The sequence below is a fragment of the Sedimentibacter sp. LTW-03 genome (assembly GCF_052059825.1).
Lineage (GTDB): Bacteria > Bacillota > Clostridia > Tissierellales > Sedimentibacteraceae > Sedimentibacter.
Map to the genome: position 1 here is coordinate 1,435,076 of NZ_CP197180.1, position 19,978 is coordinate 1,455,053.

Annotated in this window: 24 protein-coding genes and 1 tRNA gene; 5 read left to right on the plus strand and 20 right to left on the minus strand. The window is 34.7% G+C overall.

Annotation, left to right across the window (positions count from 1 at the left end):
- Window positions 1-5: 5 nt before the first annotated feature.
- Both ACS3UD_RS07210 and ACS3UD_RS07215 read right to left on the minus strand, forming a co-directional pair.
- Window positions 6-431, minus strand: a complete 426-nt coding sequence (locus ACS3UD_RS07210) for an ATP-binding protein (RefSeq protein WP_308137123.1) — start codon at window positions 429-431, stop codon at window positions 6-8.
- The gene (locus ACS3UD_RS07215; protein ID WP_308137122.1) at window positions 424-777 is read right to left on the minus strand and encodes a DRTGG domain-containing protein; all 354 of its coding nucleotides are present in this window, start codon (window positions 775-777) and stop codon (window positions 424-426) included. The genes ACS3UD_RS07210 and ACS3UD_RS07215 overlap by 8 nt, the downstream gene beginning before the upstream one ends.
- A 382-nt stretch (window positions 778-1,159) precedes the next feature.
- Here ACS3UD_RS07215 and ACS3UD_RS07220 point away from each other — a divergent pair.
- The 4 genes from ACS3UD_RS07220 (at window position 1,160) to ACS3UD_RS07235 (ending at window position 2,868) form a co-directional block, all read left to right on the plus strand.
- Window positions 1,160-1,242 (plus strand) — tRNA-Leu (locus ACS3UD_RS07220).
- A gap of 256 nt (window positions 1,243-1,498) precedes the next feature.
- Window positions 1,499-1,780 carry a hypothetical protein gene (locus tag ACS3UD_RS07225; RefSeq protein WP_308137121.1) on the plus strand — a complete coding sequence of 94 codons (282 nt, stop codon included), beginning with the start codon at window positions 1,499-1,501 and terminating at the stop codon, window positions 1,778-1,780.
- Window positions 1,780-1,983, plus strand: coding sequence for a GTP-binding protein (locus ACS3UD_RS07230; protein WP_308137120.1), 204 nt, complete (start codon window positions 1,780-1,782; stop codon window positions 1,981-1,983). Before ACS3UD_RS07225 ends, ACS3UD_RS07230 begins: the two co-directional genes overlap by 1 nt.
- A complete protein-coding gene (locus ACS3UD_RS07235) occupies window positions 1,984-2,868 on the plus strand; it encodes a TIGR03943 family putative permease subunit (protein ID WP_308137119.1) in 885 nt (294 codons plus the stop codon).
- Window positions 2,869-3,077: 209 nt separating this feature from the next.
- On the opposite strand, the gene ACS3UD_RS07240 is transcribed toward ACS3UD_RS07235, so the two are convergent.
- From ACS3UD_RS07240 to ACS3UD_RS07300, 13 genes are all read right to left on the minus strand, one after another.
- Entirely contained in the window at window positions 3,078-3,839 is a 762-nt protein-coding gene (locus ACS3UD_RS07240) for an SH3 domain-containing protein (protein WP_308137118.1), read from the minus strand.
- Between the two features lie 384 nt (window positions 3,840-4,223).
- Window positions 4,224-4,745, minus strand: a complete 522-nt coding sequence (locus ACS3UD_RS07245) for a site-2 protease family protein (protein WP_308137117.1) — start codon at window positions 4,743-4,745, stop codon at window positions 4,224-4,226.
- A gap of 7 nt (window positions 4,746-4,752) precedes the next feature.
- Window positions 4,753-5,385 (minus strand): M23 family metallopeptidase, encoded by a 633-nt coding sequence (locus tag ACS3UD_RS07250; protein WP_308137116.1) that lies wholly within the window; start codon window positions 5,383-5,385, stop codon window positions 4,753-4,755.
- Window positions 5,386-5,532: 147 nt separating this feature from the next.
- On the minus strand, window positions 5,533-6,234 hold the full coding sequence (locus ACS3UD_RS07255) for a hypothetical protein (RefSeq protein WP_308137115.1): 702 nt from the start codon (window positions 6,232-6,234) through the stop codon (window positions 5,533-5,535).
- Between the two features lie 39 nt (window positions 6,235-6,273).
- Window positions 6,274-9,678, minus strand: a complete 3,405-nt coding sequence (locus ACS3UD_RS07260; RefSeq protein ID WP_308137114.1) for a penicillin-binding transpeptidase domain-containing protein — start codon at window positions 9,676-9,678, stop codon at window positions 6,274-6,276.
- An 11-nt stretch (window positions 9,679-9,689) separates the two neighbouring features.
- On the minus strand, window positions 9,690-10,181 hold the full coding sequence (gene mreD, locus ACS3UD_RS07265; protein WP_308137113.1) for a rod shape-determining protein MreD: 492 nt from the start codon (window positions 10,179-10,181) through the stop codon (window positions 9,690-9,692).
- Between the two features lie 22 nt (window positions 10,182-10,203).
- Window positions 10,204-11,043, minus strand: coding sequence for a rod shape-determining protein MreC (gene mreC, locus ACS3UD_RS07270; RefSeq protein WP_308137112.1), 840 nt, complete (start codon window positions 11,041-11,043; stop codon window positions 10,204-10,206).
- A gap of 12 nt (window positions 11,044-11,055) precedes the next feature.
- Window positions 11,056-12,102 carry a rod shape-determining protein gene (locus ACS3UD_RS07275; protein WP_308137111.1) on the minus strand — a complete coding sequence of 349 codons (1,047 nt, stop codon included), beginning with the start codon at window positions 12,100-12,102 and terminating at the stop codon, window positions 11,056-11,058.
- 22 nt (window positions 12,103-12,124) lie between these two features.
- Window positions 12,125-12,814 carry a RadC family protein gene (gene radC / locus ACS3UD_RS07280; protein WP_308137110.1) on the minus strand — a complete coding sequence of 230 codons (690 nt, stop codon included), beginning with the start codon at window positions 12,812-12,814 and terminating at the stop codon, window positions 12,125-12,127.
- Window positions 12,815-12,845: 31 nt separating this feature from the next.
- On the minus strand, window positions 12,846-13,424 hold the full coding sequence (locus tag ACS3UD_RS07285; RefSeq protein WP_308137109.1) for a nucleoside triphosphate pyrophosphatase: 579 nt from the start codon (window positions 13,422-13,424) through the stop codon (window positions 12,846-12,848).
- A gap of 12 nt (window positions 13,425-13,436) precedes the next feature.
- The gene (locus ACS3UD_RS07290) at window positions 13,437-13,682 is read right to left on the minus strand and encodes a DUF4321 domain-containing protein (protein ID WP_308137108.1); all 246 of its coding nucleotides are present in this window, start codon (window positions 13,680-13,682) and stop codon (window positions 13,437-13,439) included.
- Window positions 13,679-14,200: a Gx transporter family protein gene (locus tag ACS3UD_RS07295; RefSeq protein ID WP_308137107.1), complete on the minus strand. Its 522-nt coding sequence runs from the start codon at window positions 14,198-14,200 to the stop codon at window positions 13,679-13,681. Before ACS3UD_RS07295 ends, ACS3UD_RS07290 begins: the two co-directional genes overlap by 4 nt.
- Before the next feature lie 21 nt (window positions 14,201-14,221).
- The gene (locus tag ACS3UD_RS07300; protein WP_308137106.1) at window positions 14,222-14,611 is read right to left on the minus strand and encodes a NusG domain II-containing protein; all 390 of its coding nucleotides are present in this window, start codon (window positions 14,609-14,611) and stop codon (window positions 14,222-14,224) included.
- A gap of 201 nt (window positions 14,612-14,812) precedes the next feature.
- Here ACS3UD_RS07300 and ACS3UD_RS07305 point away from each other — a divergent pair, with 201 nt between their 5' ends.
- Window positions 14,813-15,739 carry a magnesium transporter CorA family protein gene (locus ACS3UD_RS07305; protein WP_308140106.1) on the plus strand — a complete coding sequence of 309 codons (927 nt, stop codon included), beginning with the start codon at window positions 14,813-14,815 and terminating at the stop codon, window positions 15,737-15,739.
- Between the two features lie 73 nt (window positions 15,740-15,812).
- Here ACS3UD_RS07305 and ACS3UD_RS07310 read toward each other — a convergent pair whose 3' ends face one another.
- The 5 genes from ACS3UD_RS07310 to ACS3UD_RS07330 all read right to left on the minus strand — a co-directional run bounded on the left by ACS3UD_RS07310 (window position 15,813) and on the right by ACS3UD_RS07330 (window position 19,968).
- Window positions 15,813-16,445 carry a DUF4241 domain-containing protein gene (locus tag ACS3UD_RS07310; RefSeq protein ID WP_308137105.1) on the minus strand — a complete coding sequence of 211 codons (633 nt, stop codon included), beginning with the start codon at window positions 16,443-16,445 and terminating at the stop codon, window positions 15,813-15,815.
- A gap of 15 nt (window positions 16,446-16,460) precedes the next feature.
- Window positions 16,461-16,922, minus strand: a complete 462-nt coding sequence (gene nrdR / locus ACS3UD_RS07315; RefSeq protein WP_308137104.1) for a transcriptional regulator NrdR — start codon at window positions 16,920-16,922, stop codon at window positions 16,461-16,463.
- A gap of 58 nt (window positions 16,923-16,980) precedes the next feature.
- Entirely contained in the window at window positions 16,981-17,364 is a 384-nt protein-coding gene (locus tag ACS3UD_RS07320; protein WP_308137103.1) for a thioesterase family protein, read from the minus strand.
- 56 nt (window positions 17,365-17,420) lie between these two features.
- Window positions 17,421-18,473, minus strand: a complete 1,053-nt coding sequence (locus ACS3UD_RS07325) for a mechanosensitive ion channel family protein (RefSeq protein ID WP_308137102.1) — start codon at window positions 18,471-18,473, stop codon at window positions 17,421-17,423.
- A gap of 142 nt (window positions 18,474-18,615) precedes the next feature.
- Window positions 18,616-19,968, minus strand: a complete 1,353-nt coding sequence (locus ACS3UD_RS07330; protein WP_308137101.1) for an ABC transporter permease — start codon at window positions 19,966-19,968, stop codon at window positions 18,616-18,618.
- Between the last annotated feature and the right edge of the window lie 10 nt (window positions 19,969-19,978).

Below are 19,978 nucleotides of genomic sequence, written 5' to 3' on the forward strand. Positions count from 1 at the left end.
GCCTCCTATAATAAAATAGTAATTTTAATAACCGTGCCGTCACTGCTTGAAGTAATTTCAAAGTCATCAGAATATTTCATCATATTCGGCAGACCCATGCCTGCGCCAAAACCAAGTTCCCTGACACTTTCAGTCGCAGTGGAGTATCCTTCAGTTAATGCAAGCTCCACATCTTTAATTCCGGGACCGGTATCCTGAGAAACAATAACTATTTTATCTTCATACAAATCACAGTGAAGCTGACCTCCATATGAATGTATTACAATATTTATCTCCGCTTCATAAGATGTAATAGCTATCTTTCTGATAAGATTTGCTTCTATTCCCATTGACTTTAGTAAATTCTTGATGGTGCTCGACCCCTTGCCGGCAGCTATGAAATCATTTGCAACGATGTCAAAGCTGTAACGCTTTAAGAAACTTTCAGTCATCCGATTCTATTCCCTTCATACCGTTTAACACTAATTTTCCGCATGTTTTAAACATGGTATAATTTGTTGCAAGTACCGTTATTGAATTCTCCCGTGCAAGCTCTATTACTTCCTTGCACGGCTGCTTGCCTCTTACAAACAACACAGTACACATGTCCAACATCTCTGCAGTTCTTATAACCTGACCATTGTTTAATCCGGTAACAAGCAGCGACTCACTGTTGGCATATGCCAGTACATCACTCATCAAATCACTTGCAAATCCATGTTTTATGTCAGTATCATCCTTACTAAAATCAGTCAGTATTTCAGCGTTTAAAATTTCAGCCATCTCCTTAATTTTCATAAAGTCCCCAACTCCTATACTTATTTTTTTATAAAAGAAACATTGCTGTCAACATAACAGTTATTCATCATCTATCAGCTTTTTCATTTAAAGCTGATTGGTTTATTTAACCGATTTACGTTACAGTCTTCCGATTAATACATTTGTTATTTGTTTGTCAAATAACATTATGCCTGTTTTGAGTAAAGGATTTCCATATTGCATTATGCACACTTTAACTATATATTATAATATAATTATAATCCATTCAGGAAAATATTACAAGAGAATTAAGGTCTGAATTTTTAGTATTCTTACCATGAATATTCATATTATACCATAATTTTCTTGAAAATTTCTCTTTACAAATTCCTTTGCATCACTTATAATAATAAAGCAGTTCGCGGTCGTGGCGGAACGGCAGACGCACTAGCTTGAGGGGCTAGCGAATGTATATTCGTGGGGGTTCAAATCCCCCCGACCGCATTAAGAAAGACATATCCACATAAGTGTTGGATATGTCTTTCTTGTATATACCATGCTCTGTTTTTATCTAACAATATTTATCTTGTCGGTTTCATTTTCTTGACTTTGAGAAAACGTCATTATATAATAAATTTATTGCAAATGATACGCATTTGCAAATACTTGGATTTATATTTGCACACCAAAATATTGGAGAATTTTATGGCTACAGATATTTAAAAAGCTTAATTCAAAATCTCGTATTTTTTCAGAGTCTTTGGATAAAATTAATTCGAATGAACTTTTATTACATACAGACAAGCTATTCAGCATAAATGAATTAAAAGACAAGATTAACTTTATGGAGCAAAACGCATCAGGAACTATTCTCAGGGCAAAGGGAATTTTGTGCAGTGAGAACGGATATTTAAATTTACAATACATTCCGGGAAACATTCAGTTGATAAAGTGCACAGTTGAAGGCAGTCCCATATTATGCATTATAGGCAAAAACTTAAGCTCTCGTGAGCTTGAATATATTTTTAGCGGAGAACAATAATGAGCATACCTGTTTATATAGCTACCGGATTTCTGGATTCCGGAAAAACAACCTTTTTGAACAATTTGCTAAACAAAAATGAATCCAAAGAAATAAATATTCTTGTAGCACAGTTTACAAGACGGTTTATTGGAAAGCTATTGTTTACCATATTTGCAGTATTCTTTTTTGCGGTATTTATGTTTTCAATGGGAGGTATTTAGATGAAAGCAAGATCGTTCAACGCTCAGGTTTTTTTAGAATTTATTTCTTATTTGATTTTCGGCGGATACATGTTTTATTTTATAACAAGTGACAAATATCTTTTGTATGTTACCCCCAAAATGAAACCTTATCTGTATTTTACTGCGATAATTATGATTATATGGGCATGCATGAGCCTTTTTAGAATGTTCAGACCCCATCACAAAATACGCGCTTTTCACTTCCTTGTGCTGGTGCTTCCATCCTTGCTTCTGTTATTGCCCCACAAGCCTCTTGATATGGCAAATCTGGCATCAAATTACGCAGGAGGCAGTACTTTTTATCAGGGAACTTCCAATAGGAGCAACAATCAAGCTTTGTCAGACAATTCTGACTTTAATCTGGATTCTATACCCGGCATTACTGAAAATGATTTTGGTGGAGAGGAAATCACTCAACCTGATACTGCTAATTCATCACCTGAAGATACCGTTCCTTCAAGCGAGGACAACAGCCTTGACCTTACCGGCTTAGATAAGGAAAATAAGATAATAACTGTGAGCAACGAAGAATTTTACCCGTGGATTGCAGAGATATACGGAAACTTAGATGCTTATGAAGGCTATATGATTACAATAACAGGTTTTGTATTCAATGACATGGAGTATTTCGAAGAGGATGAATTCGTAGCTGCCAGACTTGCAATGGTATGCTGCGCAGCTGATCTGGCTCCTATCGGAATACTGTGCAGGTACGACAAGGCATCTGAACTTGCATCCAATGAGTGGATAACTGTAGAGGGTGAAATTATCAGAGGTCAGTACGAGGGGCAGGTCGAACCCCAAATAGCTGTAACATCTATTATGCCTGCCCTGGAAATTAAAGGTTATATTTATCCTTATTAATTAGGAGGTTCGATTTTTTCAGTTTTAATGTATTATAACAGCAATTTTTTAAGTATATGCTGTTATTTTTTTAAGTTTAGTTGTATTGCAAATAATTTGCATTTGCAAATATAATTATATTACTCACTGTTATAAATGTAAACAACTTTTTCATAATAAAATGACGACTAGTTTTATACAATAAAAAATCGTCATTTATTTGATGCCTCCTATTGAATCGTTATATATTGTCTACTTACATAGCCGTCTGTTCCGTTATATAAAACTCTATACCAGTCCCCAACCTGCTCTGTAACTGTAACCACCGTTCCATTTGGAGCCATACCTATGACTGGTGCATTTAGAGACGGTCCGTTTCTGATGTTTAAGTAACCACTTGATAACGTCACTCTTCCGGTCCTTGCGGCACCCGGTTGCATTTCGGGCTGAACCTCGGGCTGAGCTCCTGCAAAGAATTCATTTACCGATTCAGCCAAAGTTCTTGCAATTGTATCAATATTATTCTCTATCCAGTTTGCATCTTCTACATTGTCATGATAAGCAACTTCAATTAATACCGACGGTGCAGATGTTCTTGAAACTTCTCCCAAGCTCGTTGTAGCTACTGCTCTTACTTCATTGGGAAGCGGATATACTTCTCTGAAATTATCAACCATTATATTAGCCATTCTTTGGCCGTTTGTACTTGTAGGGTAATAGAATACTATAACACCCCTGTTTCGCCCTTCCTGTCCCGGACCTGATGCATTTGAATGAATCGCTATATGAAAATCAACATCTCTAGAATTTGAATCTCTGAGCGAAGAGCCCGCTGTCATTTCAGGTGTATTTCTGTAGTAATCTATCCCAAACTGCTGAAGATACGGTATCATTGCATCAGCTATCATATTCATAAAGTATTCTTCGCTTCCGTCACCTGTAACAAACATGTTAAAGTCCTGTGTAGACGGACTTAAATATACTGTTGGCATTATAACCCTCCATTTCTAAACTATATGTTCTATTTTATGCAGGGCTGGATATGACTGTTCTTTTATTTTCAATAATTATCAATTTATTATTATTTCAACATATAATAATTATAGAACCGGGGGGATTTTAATGATATGCAAATTATACGATTTTATAAAAAAAGAAATATATATTATTATATTTATATTCTGTGTGCTGATTGTTGTTCTGTCAATAACATGACTGCAAAAAAGGGCAAGCCGTGGTTTCCCACGGCTTGAGGCAAAAAATTTAAGAGGCATTTATAAATTCTCATTTACAAATGTAATTCTATTATACCCTATTTATAGATTTTTTCAAATATTTTTTTTGATTTTTTGATTAATCTTCATAATAAGCTGATTTTATTTTTTAAACTTGATCAAATTATATTTTTTTCTTATTGTTTTCTCTATTAGCATCCTGTTCTCTTCAAGTATTCCCTTTAGCCCCATCAAAATTAAAAGAAGGTACAGATAGTTTTCATGCATATGTATTATTACTAAAAATAATACAATAAAAAATGTATTGGTCATTATCATATACCTGCATACGGATTTTATATTCAAAAACATTTCCAAAAAAGCCTTACAGATATTTCCTCCATCTAAAGGAACTATGGGTATCATATTTATCACTGCCAAAAAAAGATTTATGTCTGCAAATTCTTTATACTCGGTTTTTGTAAATATAGAGTACAGGCATATATTGCATACAGGGCCTGACAAAAATAAAAACAATTTTTTGTACAATGCCAGACTTTCCAGCTCCGCATTTAAATTGAAACCAAAAAGTGTAATTTTGATTTTGTAAAATTTTATTCTCAGTATAAGAGCAGAAATTAAATGTGCTGTTTCATGTGCAGCCAATGCAATCAGAATGAACATTTACATTTTATTCGTTCATTTTAAACAATTTAGATGGATTTAAGGATTCACCGTCTTCCCATATTTCTACATGCAAAAGCATATTTTCTTCATTGAGAGCTCCTATTATATCTCCCTGTGAAACTCTGTTTCCTTCACTGACAAAAGCCTCATTTATTTTTCCATATACAAAAGTTTTTCCGTCATCTTCAATGACTACATAGTTTGACAGCTTTTCATTATTCCCTATCTGAGTTACCTTTCCTTTTGAAATTGCTCTTACAGATTGAGTATTTGATATAATATCTAATCCGTGGTTGTAGTATGAAACATTTTCTGTTTTATTAAGCCCGTAGTTTTGATATATTTTCCCGTTAACCGGAGCAGAGTATTCCGCTGAATCTTCTGCTAAAAACGGGATTTTATTTTTTAACCCCGTAAAAAATCCAAAAAATGAACTTTTTATTTTTGCAGGTTCGATACTTTCGCTTATCTTTTCATCAGCAGTATTTAGAAATTGTTCAGATAAATTCGTGTCCAGCTGCTTTGTAACAATTACAGCTGCAACCAGCACAATGCTGAATATTATCTGCAATGCTAATTTTCTGTTAAGCTTATCTTTTCTTTTTAAATTGAATTTTTTTCTGGTAATTTTATTCATTTCACCCACCCCTTCCATACATTTTATTAAAATGTTAGTACTTTATTACAAAATATCGCAGACAAGTCATAAATAATTTGACAAGGGAACTGGGGGTTAAAAAAGCAAAAAACTTTTGACATATGCAAAAGTTTTTCATTTTCTACTTTAAATTATCAAACAACCAGATATGGATTTAATTGACTTATTAAAGGAACTTTCATCAGTACTTAGCAGGAAATCATAATCGACATCATTATATTTCATGCTGTCCTCAATTATGGTGCATGTGTTTAGCTCGGTCATTTTACGAATATCTTTTGCACTCATAAAGGTTCCTCTTTTTGCATTTTTTTTGTTGTATTTGTTCAATATGGTATAAATGCCATCTACATTATACCTTTCTGCAAGCATCTTATCATTGTTAATTTCTTTAACACATGAAAAATCATTATTGTTTATTGTAATAATATCATTAATTAAATTAAAATCTATATAACTCTGAAAAACTTTGTCAACATCAGCTATTACTACATCATATGACTTTTTTGTTTCATCTATCAGTAATCGAAATGCGTCGGCACTTATATTTTTTAATTTGTCGTAAATTCTCGGTCCGGGAAGCAGAGATAAATTTTCATTTATTTCTATTATGGCCTGATCTAATGAACATGTTGAATCCAACACATCCTTAATATCATATATAATATTTTCGCTGACATTAAAGTATTCTGCAATCTTTCTTTTCCCTGATGATAAATCTGCAATCAGAACCTTCTTGTCCTTCGAAAGATTCATTCCCAACTTTATGCAAATAACAGTCTTCCCTATGTCTCTTTTTTGTGAGCCTATCAATACTGCCTTTCCCATAATTGCCTCCCAACTATAATTTCATCTTTGTTCTTTTTTCTACTCTTCTGTCTGCGGTTCCTCGTTGTTAAGTTTGAGATATTCTCCGATAACTTCCCTGACTATTGGAGTCGGGTAACGTCCCGAACCCCCTTCAAACAGCACACATGCAACTGCAATCTGAGGGTCATCATAAGGAGCAAATGCAACATACCATGCAAAGTCATCGTATGGCTCTCCTGTATCTGGATTTATTCCCTGATTCTGCGCCGTACCGGTCTTGCTGCCGACTTCAACCGGAAAGCTTGAATATGGTTTAGCTGAATCATCCAGAGATACCAGCCTCATTCCTTCTTTTACAACATCCAGATAGCTGTAATCTGACAAACCAATAGGCTCTGCTTCTCTCTGCGGAACATAATCAGTATTCTTTCTGTCGTATGTTTTTATTTCTTTTATTATGCTGACATTGTTCCTGTATCCTCCGTTGGCTATTGAAGCTATATAATTTGCCATCTGCATTACAGTATAAGCATTATTTCCTTGCCCTATGCTTATATTCAGATTATCTCCCACATTCCATACGGCCTGGTTTAAATATGAATATTTTATTATATCAACGAGAGGAACGTTGTAATCATTTGTTTTTTCAGGATTGAGTCTAAGAGCCTTAAGGCCTTCGTAAACTTCACCTCTTGTCATTGGTTCATCCCGATCAACCCAGCTTACTATTTCCTCCACTATCTCATTTTTCATTCCTGCCTCTATTTTATATCCGGTTTCTAAATATTTTTCTATATTGGCTTCCAAAAACATCCTTAAATAAACCCTGATATTAATTTTTTTACCATCTATACTTGGAACACCGCCTGAAGCTTCCTGAGGAATGTCTATTTCAATCCCGGTTTTTGAATCCAATCCGAATTTTTTTGCCATTTCTATTATTTCCTCAGCTGATACTTTGACAGTATGCTTCTGATGTGTGGCCAAGTTTTCTCCAAGCATAGTTGTATAAAAATAAAAGTTGCAGGAATTCATAATAGCCTGGTACATGTTCTGACTGCCGTGTGCTCCTCCAAACATATTGTATATCCAGCAGCTGAAATATCTATCACCGACCTCCATAGTACCTGAACAATATACAGTTGTATTCGGATCTACTCCTTTTTCTAGAGCAGCAAGTGAAGTAATCATCTTAAACGTTGACCCGGGCTGAATTGCTGTAAGCATTGCAATATTGTAAAGCGGCCTCGGAGCCAAAGGGTTCTTTGAATCATTTAACAGGCCGTTCCAGTCATCTTGAGATATACCTGTAGCAAACATGTTCAAATCATATGACGGGTAGTTGGCCATTGCGAGAACTTCTCCTGTATTTACATCAAGCACAACCAATGCTCCTGATTTAGCATTTTCATATTTATCTTTAAAATCAAAGTCTCCCCATTCACTCTCAAAGGTTCCGCCGATCTGTATTTGTTCCAGTCCTTTTTTCAAAACGTCCTGAGCTGTTTTTTGAAGTCTTGAATCCAGTGTAAGATATATGTTATCTCCCGGTTCCGGAGCCTCACTTGAAACAGACCTTATAGTCCTGCCGACATTATTCACCTCAACTGTTTTCTTACCTTTTGTTCCTCTTAAATACTCTTCAAATTTCTCTTCCAGCCCCGTCTTGCCTATTATGTCATCAGGGCTGTAGCCTTTTTCAACAACATATTCCTGCACCTCATAGTCTTGTGCTATCTTTCCCAGATATCCTATTGCGTGGGCAGCAATATCATTTTGAGGATATACTCTCAAAGGCTCTATTTCAACATTTATCCCTGTAAGTTCATGAGAACGCTCTGATATCATTGCAACAGATTTTTCTGATATACCGTAGCATATATCAACAGGATGGTATGACAAATAACTGGTCTTATTATATCTTTCTCTTATAACCATCATATTTCTCATGTCATAATCATTTATGCTTGAATCAATTTTCAATGTTTTGCGAAGCATTAAAAATACTTCTTCTGCTGAATAGTTTAATTCTTCTTTACTATCTATCTCAACATTTTTTTGTATCCAGTTCCTTTTGTCTCGTATAGGAGTGTATTCCCAATCCGAAATTGATATAGACGGATTTTCATGCTTTAAAAGTTCAGATTGAGCATAATATTTAATGCTTTCGTCAGTTATGAAATTTTGAAGCACATCGTAATTTTTAAATGAAATCTGCTTAACAAAATCATAAGGCTGAGTATCCTGTTCCAAATTATGCTGATCCAAATATTTGTTCTTAAGCTGCTCATCCGTGTATTGATATGATCCAGATCCACTTTCCTCAACAAACATAACAGGCAGATCGGGATATATTTCCTTAAGCCTTTCTATCAGCACCTCACCTGGAGCTACTTTTCCTGTTTCAGTTTCATACACAGACTGAAGCAAACTTTCCAGCGAGTACGTCATTGTAAGCAAAACAAAATCGTCCTTAGCCGATGAATCCTGTGTTATTCCCTCATGATTAGCATTCAGGCTTCTTTTTATATTTTTATAATTTTCATCCTGTACAAATGCATATTCAACTAGCTTTATATTTGATCCAAGTCCATTTGAATTAATAAAATCAAATGAAAGTTTCCTTATTTTTGAATTTGAAAACAGTCTCGTAAGATATTTATTATTTTTAGCAAGAAGCTCGGCAATCAGCTGTTCAGCACTTAGGCTTTTATCAAAATCATTTTCTTCCAACCATCTTTTTACGGGATCCTGCTCGCCCTCGATAATCTGTGTTTCATCTTCCTTTTGAGTTGCATCTGTCTGTTCAACTACTGTTATTTCAGAATTTCCACCATCGCTTTCTTCTGATTTCTCCTCAGGGAAATAAAATATAAACTGGTCATTTTCCAGCTTAACAGGAATGTCTTTATATCTTAAAATAGTATCTAGCGCTCTTTGCTTGGGATTGAATTCTTTACCGTAAATTAAGGTTCTGTAATTGAGCCATTCATTTATGTTATTCTTTACCGCATTTATGACAGTTTCTTCAGCAGTTATATAAGATGCAGAATCTGCTGCATCATCTGATGTTTTATTTGCTTCCTTGCTTTCGTCAATATAATCAAAAGTATCAAGCTCAATGGGAAACTCGTCAATAGGTTTTTCGCCATTTTCTTCAAATATTTCCGCTAAAATATAGGATATGTCATTGAAATTTTCAGCGTCAATTTCGTCTGTGTACATTTGAACAGTAAAGCTGGAGACATTATCAGCAAGGATTACTCCGTTTTTGTCATATATTTTGCCCCTTGGTGCTTTAACAGGAATGTCCTTTATTTTCTTAATATCTGCAACAGCCCTGTATTCCTCGCCTTCAACGATTGTAAGTACAGCCATTCTGAATCCCAGCACGCACAGAAGGAACAATATTATCATGTATAAAATGTTGTATCTGTTTTTAAAAAATTTTTGTAAACTCAAATATTCCACCTCTATTTAATGTTAAATTTATTAAATGTAAAATTAATAAATTTAAGTACAAAAACAACCAAAAAAGTATTCATTAAAACCTCTACAATTATGCCGCTCCATATTCCTCCCGCATTTCCAACTTTGTACCTCAAAAAAAACAAAATAAGATACATAAAAAAGTTGCATGCTATTGTTGCTGCCGCAGTAACAGACGTGTATGCAATATAATTGTCTCTAAGCATATCTTCACTGTATGTTCCTATTATTGCCCCTATAATAAAGTATACCAACGTATAAATACCAAAAACATCATACAACATAGCATCGTATACTACTCCGGTTAAAATTCCCAGAACTCCTCCTGTTATACCATCAGACATCATTGAAAAAACAACAATAAGAACAAGAGAAAGATTAGGTACTGTACCAAATATATTAAAAAAATTAAATAGGGATGTCTGAGCAATAAAACCTAAAACAATGATAGCAGCCATTAAGCTAAATTTTTTCATTAATTTCTACCTCTCGCTGTTACTATCTGTCCACCTTAAGCACATAAACTCTGCTCAGCTTTGTAAATTCCACAGCAGGTTCAATAATAATCCTCTGAGTTGATGCGTCAGTGGTTGGGACAATCTCTTTTACATTTCCTATATACAAATCCGGAATATATATTTCACCTATTCCTGATGTAACAAGAGAATCATCAATGCTTACATTAGCCTTGCTATTAAAAAAATAGCCGGTAATGTTTCCATCAACACTTCCCTGCATTATTCCGCTTTCATCGCTGTTTATGTCTCTAAAGCTTATTTTGCAGCTTTCATCAAGCAAAGTTATAACTTTAGCCCAATTAGACGATGTCTGCGTAACTACGCCAACCAGTCCTATCTGAACAACTCCCTTTTTGGTCTTCACCGCATTAATTACAATGTCATTTTTCTTTATACCGTCTTTTTCGCCTTTGTCTATTGTAATCCTGCTGAACCAGTTTGAATCATCAAGTGATATCACTTGTCCAATTATATGATCACTCTTTAGATTTTCTTTCATTTCATATTCAGTTTCTAATGCCTCAGATTTGTTTACAATGTTTTCTAATATTCGAACCTGCTCATTAAGCTCATGCACCGTATCTGTAAGAATATTGTTTTCTTCACGCATTTTAACAATATCCTGTATAGAATAAAACGAACTGGTAACTGTCTGCCCGGTATTAAATATGATTCTTTGGGCACCGGCTAACACGCTCCCAAAGAATCCTAAGTCAGTTCCGTTAACTTTTCCTATTGATGATAGCCCTATTAAAATAACCAAAACAAAAATTGTAAACAAAAATAGTATTCTTTTAAAGTATTTTTGTATAAAATTCATTTATTCACCACTTTACAGAGATTCACAAATTTTTCCCGCTCCCATAGCAACGCTGTTTAATGGATTCTCGGCAATAAAAACTTTAAGTCCCGTCTCCTTTTCTATGTAAATGTCAAGGCCTTTTAGCAATGCTCCCCCTCCGGATAAGTAAATTCCATTGGAATAAATATCCGAGGAAAGCTCAGGAGGCGTTTTTTCTAAAACCCTTTTTATTGCATTTACAATATTATTTACTGTTTCAATAATTGCCTCTCTTATTTCATCACTGGTAACAGTAATATTTAAAGGAAGACCCGAAACAATGTCTCTTCCTCTTATTTGCATTTCTTGAGGATGAGGCTTTATATTTTCACCGTCCTGGTCTTCATCGTCACTGTAGCGAGCTATACTGTAAAACTTTTTGCTGGCATTGCCTATTGTCATTTTAATCTTTTCAGCAGTTACCATCCCAATTTCCATTTTATACTTATTTTTTATATAATCCTTAATATCAACATCCATGTCATCTCCAGCAATGCGAAGAGAATCAGACACAACAATACCCCCCAGCGAAATCACCGCTATTTCTGTTGTCCCTCCACCAATGTCAATTATCATGTTTCCAATAGGCTTATCTACGTCTAACCCTGCACCGATTGCCGCAGCCATAGGTTCTTCCACCAATTTAACTTTTTTTGATCCCGCATCGTATGCAACGTCCTCAACTGCTTTTTTTTCAACGGAAGTAACACCAACAGGTACACAGATTACTATATTTGACTTAACAAATCTTCTTTTGCTTAACGCTTTGTTTATAAAATATTTAATCATCGCTCTTGTAATTTCAAAATCTGCAATTACGCCGTTTTGAAGCGGCCTGACTGCATTTATTGTTTTCGGTGTTCTATCAAGCATAGCTTTTGCGGATTCGCCTACGGCACACACTTCGTTTGAGCTGACCTTAACTGCTACAACCGACGGCTCGTTTACTGTTATTCCTTTATTGCTTACATAAACCAATGTATTTGAAGTTCCAAGATCTATTCCTATCTTTTGTGTAAACATATCAAAAAATCCCATTTTAATTTCCTCTCGATATTAATTAAAGTAAACCTTCTTCTTTAAAACTGTAAAATGTACCATCACCTATTATTATATGGTCAAGCACTTTTATTCCTAGAAGCTTTCCGCATTCATCCAGCCTGTTTGTCAAAGAAATATCCTCGCGACTTGGCTCTGTTTCTCCACTTGGGTGATTATGCGCAAGAATTATAGCTGAAGATGAACTAATTACCGCCTCTAAAAACACTTCTCTGGGATGAACAATTGACGAATTCAGGCTTCCGATTGATATATCAGAAATTTTCTTAATATTATTTTTTGTATCCAGCAATATTATTTTAAAATATTCTTTCCTATAGTAACGCATTTCCTCCATTAAAAGGATTGCAACATCGCTAGGAGAGGATATTTTTATTTTTTCAATTTTTAATGTACTTATCCTTTTGCTTATCTCAGCTAAAGCCAAAAGCTGAGCTGCTTTTACGTCATTTATTCCTTTAAATGATTTGAACTTTTCAACACTGCCCTCGGCAATATTCCTGAGCCCTTTTTGATCCTCATTCAATATTCTTTGAGCAAGCATTACAACATTTTGATTTTTGCTTCCTGTCCTTAAAATTACTGCAATGAGTTCTGAATTAGACAAATTATTGGCACCATACTTAAGAAGTTTTTCCTGAGGCCTATCATCCTTAGGTATTGATTTTATGGTATAATTAGTATTGTCCATTTAAACCTCCAATATGCAATATACTTGATTTCTAAAGCAAATTATAAGAAAAATGTTTTGCCAGTAATTTATTCAGTTTTGATAATGGCATGCCTTTGACGTTATTGTAGCATCCATGTATTCCCTTAACAAGCAGTTCTCCATACCCTTGAATTCCATATGCGCCGGCTTTATCTCCATATTCGCCTGTATCTAGATATCTCTTGATGAAATTATCTGACAGTTTGTTAAATTCAACCAGGGTTTCCTCGTAATCAACGACCTTTCTATTATTTTCGTTATCTATAATACAAATGCCTGTAAAGACTTTATGTGTTTTTCCGGAAAGTAATTTAAGCATTTCAAAACCTTCATCATAATCATTAGGCTTTCCCATTATTGTATCAAGATAAACGACAGTGTCCGCAGCTATAATAATTCCTTTTTCGTCGCATGTTTCTGCGACTTTTGCAGCCTTTTCAAAAGCTAACCTCATAACAGTTGTTTCAGGCAAATCATTTTCGTCCACTGATTCTTCCATATCAGGTGAAAAAATTTTAAGGTTTTTCACATATTTTTCAAGCATTTCTATGCGCCTTGGTGATTTTGAAGCTAAAATTATATTTCTCATAGTTATCAATCCTCAAAGTTTCTTATATACTATTATTGCTATTAAAATACCTAGTATTCCTGCAACAGTCAGACTCGCACTGAAGCCAAATGTTACAGAAAAAATACTCAAATCCAATGTAGCCGGTCCAAATCCTATAGATTCACCGTAGTTTAATATGGGTAAAAACTTAGAAAATGCCTTTCCCAATATGGTACCTATTATTACAGACGTCAAAAGCAATAAAATAAAATATATGGAGTTACCACCTTTTCTCATTTTAACTCTCTCCCAAGCCTCGTAAAAGTTTTATTCAAGTTATTAGTTACAAAAATGGAAGCATACCCTACAAAACATCCTGTAAATATACTTACAAAAGACAAAATAGGTAAATAGTAATAAAGATTTGCAGTTTCAAATAATATAGCTGCAACAGATATCTGCGAAGCATTATGAGCCATTGCACCCAAGACACTTATACCAATCAGACTTAATTTTTTGGCATGTTTTAGTCCTATGCTCATTACTATAGTGCTGACTATTCCGCTGACTATACTGTATGTAAATGTTATTGGATTTGTTGCAACCAACATGAATAAAATGCACCTGATAACAACAACCATCAATGCATCCTTAAATCCAAATACTACTATAACCGATAATGCCACAATATTCGACAATCCAAGCTTAGCTCCCGGAGCTATGTATGGTAGAGTCATCATTCCTTCTAATATGCTTAATATCAAAGCTCCTGCCGTTAAAACCGCTAAAAATATGTATCTTCTTAATTTATTCATAATCTCTCTTTCTTTATTCTGCTATTTGACTATAACGTCTAATTCATCTTCTGGGTTATTATCCTTGATTTGCACCATCAACCTATTTGGAAGGCATACTATAACTTCTCCATCATTGCTTATTCTACCTTGGTGCAGGCAAATTTTATCAGGGCAGGTTGCTTCTTCAATCCATACGTATCCGTCTTCGATATGTATTTTGTTAGAGCCGCTTTCACTTTCGACAACAAACTCTGTCTTGTAATCGTCGGTTAATGTGTATTCTCCTACTAACCGGTTGTCCGAATAGATATACGCAATTTTTTTCCCCTTATCAACAGTGTTTAAAGTTCCGTATGCCAAAATCAATATATTGACTGCAATAATGGTCAAAATCAAAGCAATATCGTACTTATTAATCTTTTCTCTCATGATAGTCCTTTATATGTTTTCTAGATTACTCATTTTATCATTTATTCAATATTATTTCAAGATTCTATGTTCATTTTATATCATTTTATTGCTTGCAATTTTTATAATTGTTAACTTGTTATTTTTAAAAAATTTGTTAAAATATATTAAATACTATATTCCTTAAATCTACATTAATAAATAGAGGTGATTTTATTGACTGTGTATAAAATACTTCAGGACAATCTTGTTGAATCAAACATGGAAGAACTTGAAAAAGATGAAAATAATAAGTATTGGGTCATACTTACTCCAGAAGAGATAAATGCAAATAATAACTTCTTTCATTTCAGCTACCAGACAATTTATGATTGCATCCATAACGAAGATACGCCGAAACTGGATGTATATGACAGTTATAGCTTTGGAATTTTAAACATAATCGGCCCAAATGAAAGCTTTTTTTCTGTATCTGAGTTGAATTTTTATATTACAAAAAAGTATCTGGTATTTATATCTGACAAGTATTTGGATTTGTTCAGAGAAATACAAAATGACATTTACAGCAAAGGCTTAATGGGCATAAGCACAGAAAAAATCTTATATAATTTAATTGATAAAATGACTTTAAAAGATTACAGCATGCTGTCAAATTTGGAAACTGAAATTTCAAGCGTTGAAGAGGATGTTTTAAAAGGAAAAACAAAAGATTATATAAAGGATATTGTCCTACTGAAAAATAAGCTTTTGTTTTTAAAAAAGCACTATGAGCCCCTGATGGACGTTGTTGAAAATTTAACAGAAAATGAAAATAGCATACTCGATAAAAAATCAATTGCATACTTCGTAATACTACTGAACAGAATTGAGAGGCTAAACCGAAAAGTAGGAAATCTTCGCGACTATGTCACCCAGATAAGAGAATCTTACCAAGCTCAGCTTGATATAAACCTTAACAATATCATGAAACTTTTTACCGTGCTTACGGCTATATTTTCTCCACTTACATTCATAGTTGGGTGGTATGGAATGAACTTTTCCTCCATGCCTGAGCTTCACTGGAAGTATGGCTATATGTTTGTCATAATTTTGAGCATGTCTACTTTAGCGTTCTGTCTGTGGATATTTAAGAAAAAGAAACTATGGTAAAAACAGCTGCATGCAGCTTTCACTACCTAATTTAAAAAAGAGCAGCTTGATTCGCCATGCTGCTCTTAATAATTTATTTTTCTATAACCATAAAATCCGTAACAAGTCTTGCAAGTTTTTTATTTTTATCATATCCGTAATAAGTTGGGAATGTACCCTCATTCCATCCACTTGCAAAAATAATTATATTTCTGCCTGTTGGCTCATCAACTACTATATTTGCACAGGAACATTCGTTCAATCTCACTGCATCCCTTACAGATTTTTCATATTCATCAAGCTCTTCCTCACTCATAGTATCCAAAATATTCATAACTGATTCATCCATAAAGCAGCCAAGTCCGTTTTCTACCTCGTAGCCCATAAACTCATCCTGAGCAAATCCGTTTGAAGATTCTCCACTGAGAAGTGCCATCTCCCACTTAACCGGAGGATTATCATTAATTCTTAGTTCTGCCGCGACTGTCTGTTTCTTTCTGTTTTCAGTTTTCCCAACATATATGTACACACTGTATGTGCCCGGTTTTACGCGCTCAGAATAGCTTTCGTCATCATACATCAAAATAGGATCTGTGGCAATTATTTTCCCAGTTGTCGATTTTAACTTTCCTGCTTCGATTTTCTCTATCTGCATTCTTCCGAATTCAGTGTCTGTCATCTTTGTATTTCCGTTTGTTATGTTAAGCACATCAAAATTAATATACATATTATGCTCCTTTTACTATTTTTTTCTTTCATCAAGTATTTTTGTTAACTCATCCATGAAAGTATTGATATCCTTGAATTTCCTATAAACTGATGCAAACCTCACATATGCTACATCATCCACCCCTTGAAGTTCATTCATCACCAATTCACCTATAACTTCAGTTGACACCTCGTTCTGGAATGTGTTCAAAAGCTGTTTTTCCACTTTGTCAGCGATATTCTCTATCTGCTCAAGACTGACTGAACGTTTGTCACAGGCTCTTATTAGTCCGTTTATAATTTTATCTCTGTTGTAGCCCTGTCTTGTTCCATCCCGCTTTACCACCACTATTTGTGTTTCTTCTATTTTTTCATATGTTGTAAATCGATGTCCGCATTCCATGCATTCTCTGCGTCTTCTTATCTTAAAACCGTCATCTGTAGGTCTGGTATCAACAACCTTACTTTCAGAATAATTACATTTAGGGCATTTCATAATAATTATCTCCTTTTACTGATTTTACTAAAAAAACTGTATAAAGTAAACAAAATTATTATTTTAAATTATCCATGAACTTTTTTTCGTCAATTATAAACCGCTCATGAACTCCCTCACCAATCTTCTTGTCTTCATCATACGCATTCACCCTGAATACAAGACGCTTTCTATCTATTTCAATCAACTCGGATTCTGACCAAACCTTTTTTCCAACAGGGGTTGCGCTTACATGCTTTATATTAACGCTTATTCCTACAGTTGAAAAGCCTTCGGGTAAATACTCCTTAACAGTATTCATGGAAGCTCCTTCCATCATACCTATCATCATAGGAGTTGCAAATACTTCAGCAGCTCCGCTTCCAAATACTTTTGCGGTATCGTTCATCGTAACAATTTTTTCTAATTTGTTTTTCATCCCGACTCTTAAATTAAATTCCATTTATATCTCCCTTCCTATTTTGCCAAAACTTTCTATTACTATGCAAAATTTTGAAACTATTTACTCATATATACGCTCATGCTAGGGAATGCAAATTCTATGTTTTCCTCTGTAAATATCTCCATTATTTTAAAATTAACGTCGTTGGTAATATCCATAAACTCAGCATAGTCTGCTGTATTTGTAAAATATTGAACCGCAATGTCCAAAGAACTTGGCCCAAAGCCAGTAAATTTAACAATAGATGTATCCCCAGCAACCCTCGAATGAGAATCCAGCATTGATTTTATTCTTTCTATTGCAATTTTCATTTTTTCTTCCGGTGTTCCGTATACAGCGCCAAGTGTAAAACTTGCCCTTCTGTTTTCCCTGTTGCTGTAATTTATAACTTCTCTGTCGGCAAACCTTGAATTTGGTACAATAACCAATTCTTTTCCTATTGTTCTTATTTTTGTACTTCTCAACCCCAGTTCTTCAACTGTACCTTCAAAGGAATCTACCCTTATCCAGTCTCCTACACTGAATGACTTGTCAGTAAGTATGACGAATCCGCCGAAAAAGTTTTTTATTAAATCCTGAGAAGCTAAAGCTAATGCTGCGCCTCCTATTCCCAGGCCTGCCAGTATGCTGCTAAGTTGCTTGAAATCAAACTCAACAGCTATTGCAACAACAGCAAGGATTACAACAACCGTCTTTATAAGTTTTGATAAAACAGGAAATACTGTTTTAGCCATTTGTGAACTTGATTTTTCATTTATGTAATTACTGTTAAGGGCCTCTGAGTATGATGTAATTAATCTAAGCAGCCCCTGTGTTACCGTTATAATTAACATAGCCCTGTATAGTCTGCTTATAAATACATATATTGACGGATTTATGGGAAATACTATGATTCCTAAATAAACGGCAGTGTATGTAATTAAATTTAAAAGAGGTTTTTCAATAGAATCAATTATTAATACGGCATAACTTAATTTATATCGTTCAGTAAGTTTGCGTATGATTTTTATTATCGACTTGGTTATCAAACTTCTGAACATTAATAATGCCACAATTATGAAAAATGATTTTACAATTGTTGATGCTTCTAAATTACCTGTTAATATCATAATTAACCTTCCTTAAGTATAAGTTTTTTGACTTACTGCAGAACATCTAAAACTGCATGCAATAGCTTGTAACGCATATTATATAACAAATATGGTAAATTTAAAAGAGGTTTTAAAATAACTAAAACCTCTTTTAAAAAATTTATTGTCTTTTCAAGGCTTCTACAGGAGGAAGGCTTGATGCGTTTATTGCCGGATAAACTCCAAACAAAAGTCCCGAAGTCAACGCTACAAATACTGATATTTTTATTGAATCAAAACTTACAACTGCTGACAGTCCGTATTTTGATACTATGCTTACTGCCCACGAACCAATTAATATCCCTACTACACATCCAATAATGCTTACATATATTGCTTCAAGCAAAAATTGAATAAGCATATCTTCTTTTTTTGCTCCCAACGCTCTTCTTACGCCAATTTCGCTTGTTCTTTCCGTTACAGCAACAAGCATGATATTCATAATTCCTATGCCGCCTACCAACAGCGAAACCGCCGCTATTCCTCCCAGCAGCACCGTCATTATTCTATTGGCCTGATCAGCTTCCTTGACCAGGTTATTCAGGCTTGTAATTGTGAGAGGTTCTTCTCCCTTTTCAAATACATTTTCATCATTTCCCGAAGTTTCCGTACCAGTTTCCGGCGCCGGTTCCGCTTCGGAAACAGCAACGCTCTCTTCAACAATTTCCCCTTCTTCTGTCATTTCACCTTCCTGTCCGTTGCTAGGACGAATATTGCTTCCCATCCCAATCTTTCGTTTATAAATTCTTCCAAGCTGAACCATAGCAAGCTCCGCATCCTCGGCGCTGTTTGATTTCGCCCAAATTTCCAAAATATCTTTAGTATTGGTAATTTTCATTGCCGAGGTGTACGGAATTACTATTTTATCATCTATTCCGTCACCATTCCCTTCACCCTTCTCTGAAAGCACTCCTACTATAAGATAGTTAATTCCATTTATTTTCAGCGATTGTCCCACAGGGCTTCTTCCGTTTAAGAAATTATTAGCAACATTGTATCCTAATACGGCAACCGGTGATCTTTGTTTTACATGAAGCGATGTAAAAAAGTTTCCCGAAACTACTTGGTGGTCCTTTATTTCAGGGTAATTTTGATTTACACCGACTATATTCATTTCACTTTCATCTCTTCTCCATCTAACCGGAGTATCTTCCGTATACACCACAGGTGTTGAATACTCTATGCCAGTTATTCTTTCAGACATTGACTCAGCTTCATCATTATCAAAGACAACATTATCTGCATTTGATTTGATTACAATAACATTTTCGCCGAGGCTTTCAAATTGAGAAACAATAGACCTTCTCGCACCTTCACCTATTCCCATCAGACTTACAACTGCAGCAACCCCTATGGATATGCCAAGCACAGTCAGAAATGTCCTCAGCAAATTAGACGTTATTCCGTCAAATGCCATTAATGCCGAAAACTTCAATCTAACAAGAGAAGATAGAATTTTTCCCTTATCACGCATTGTCATCACT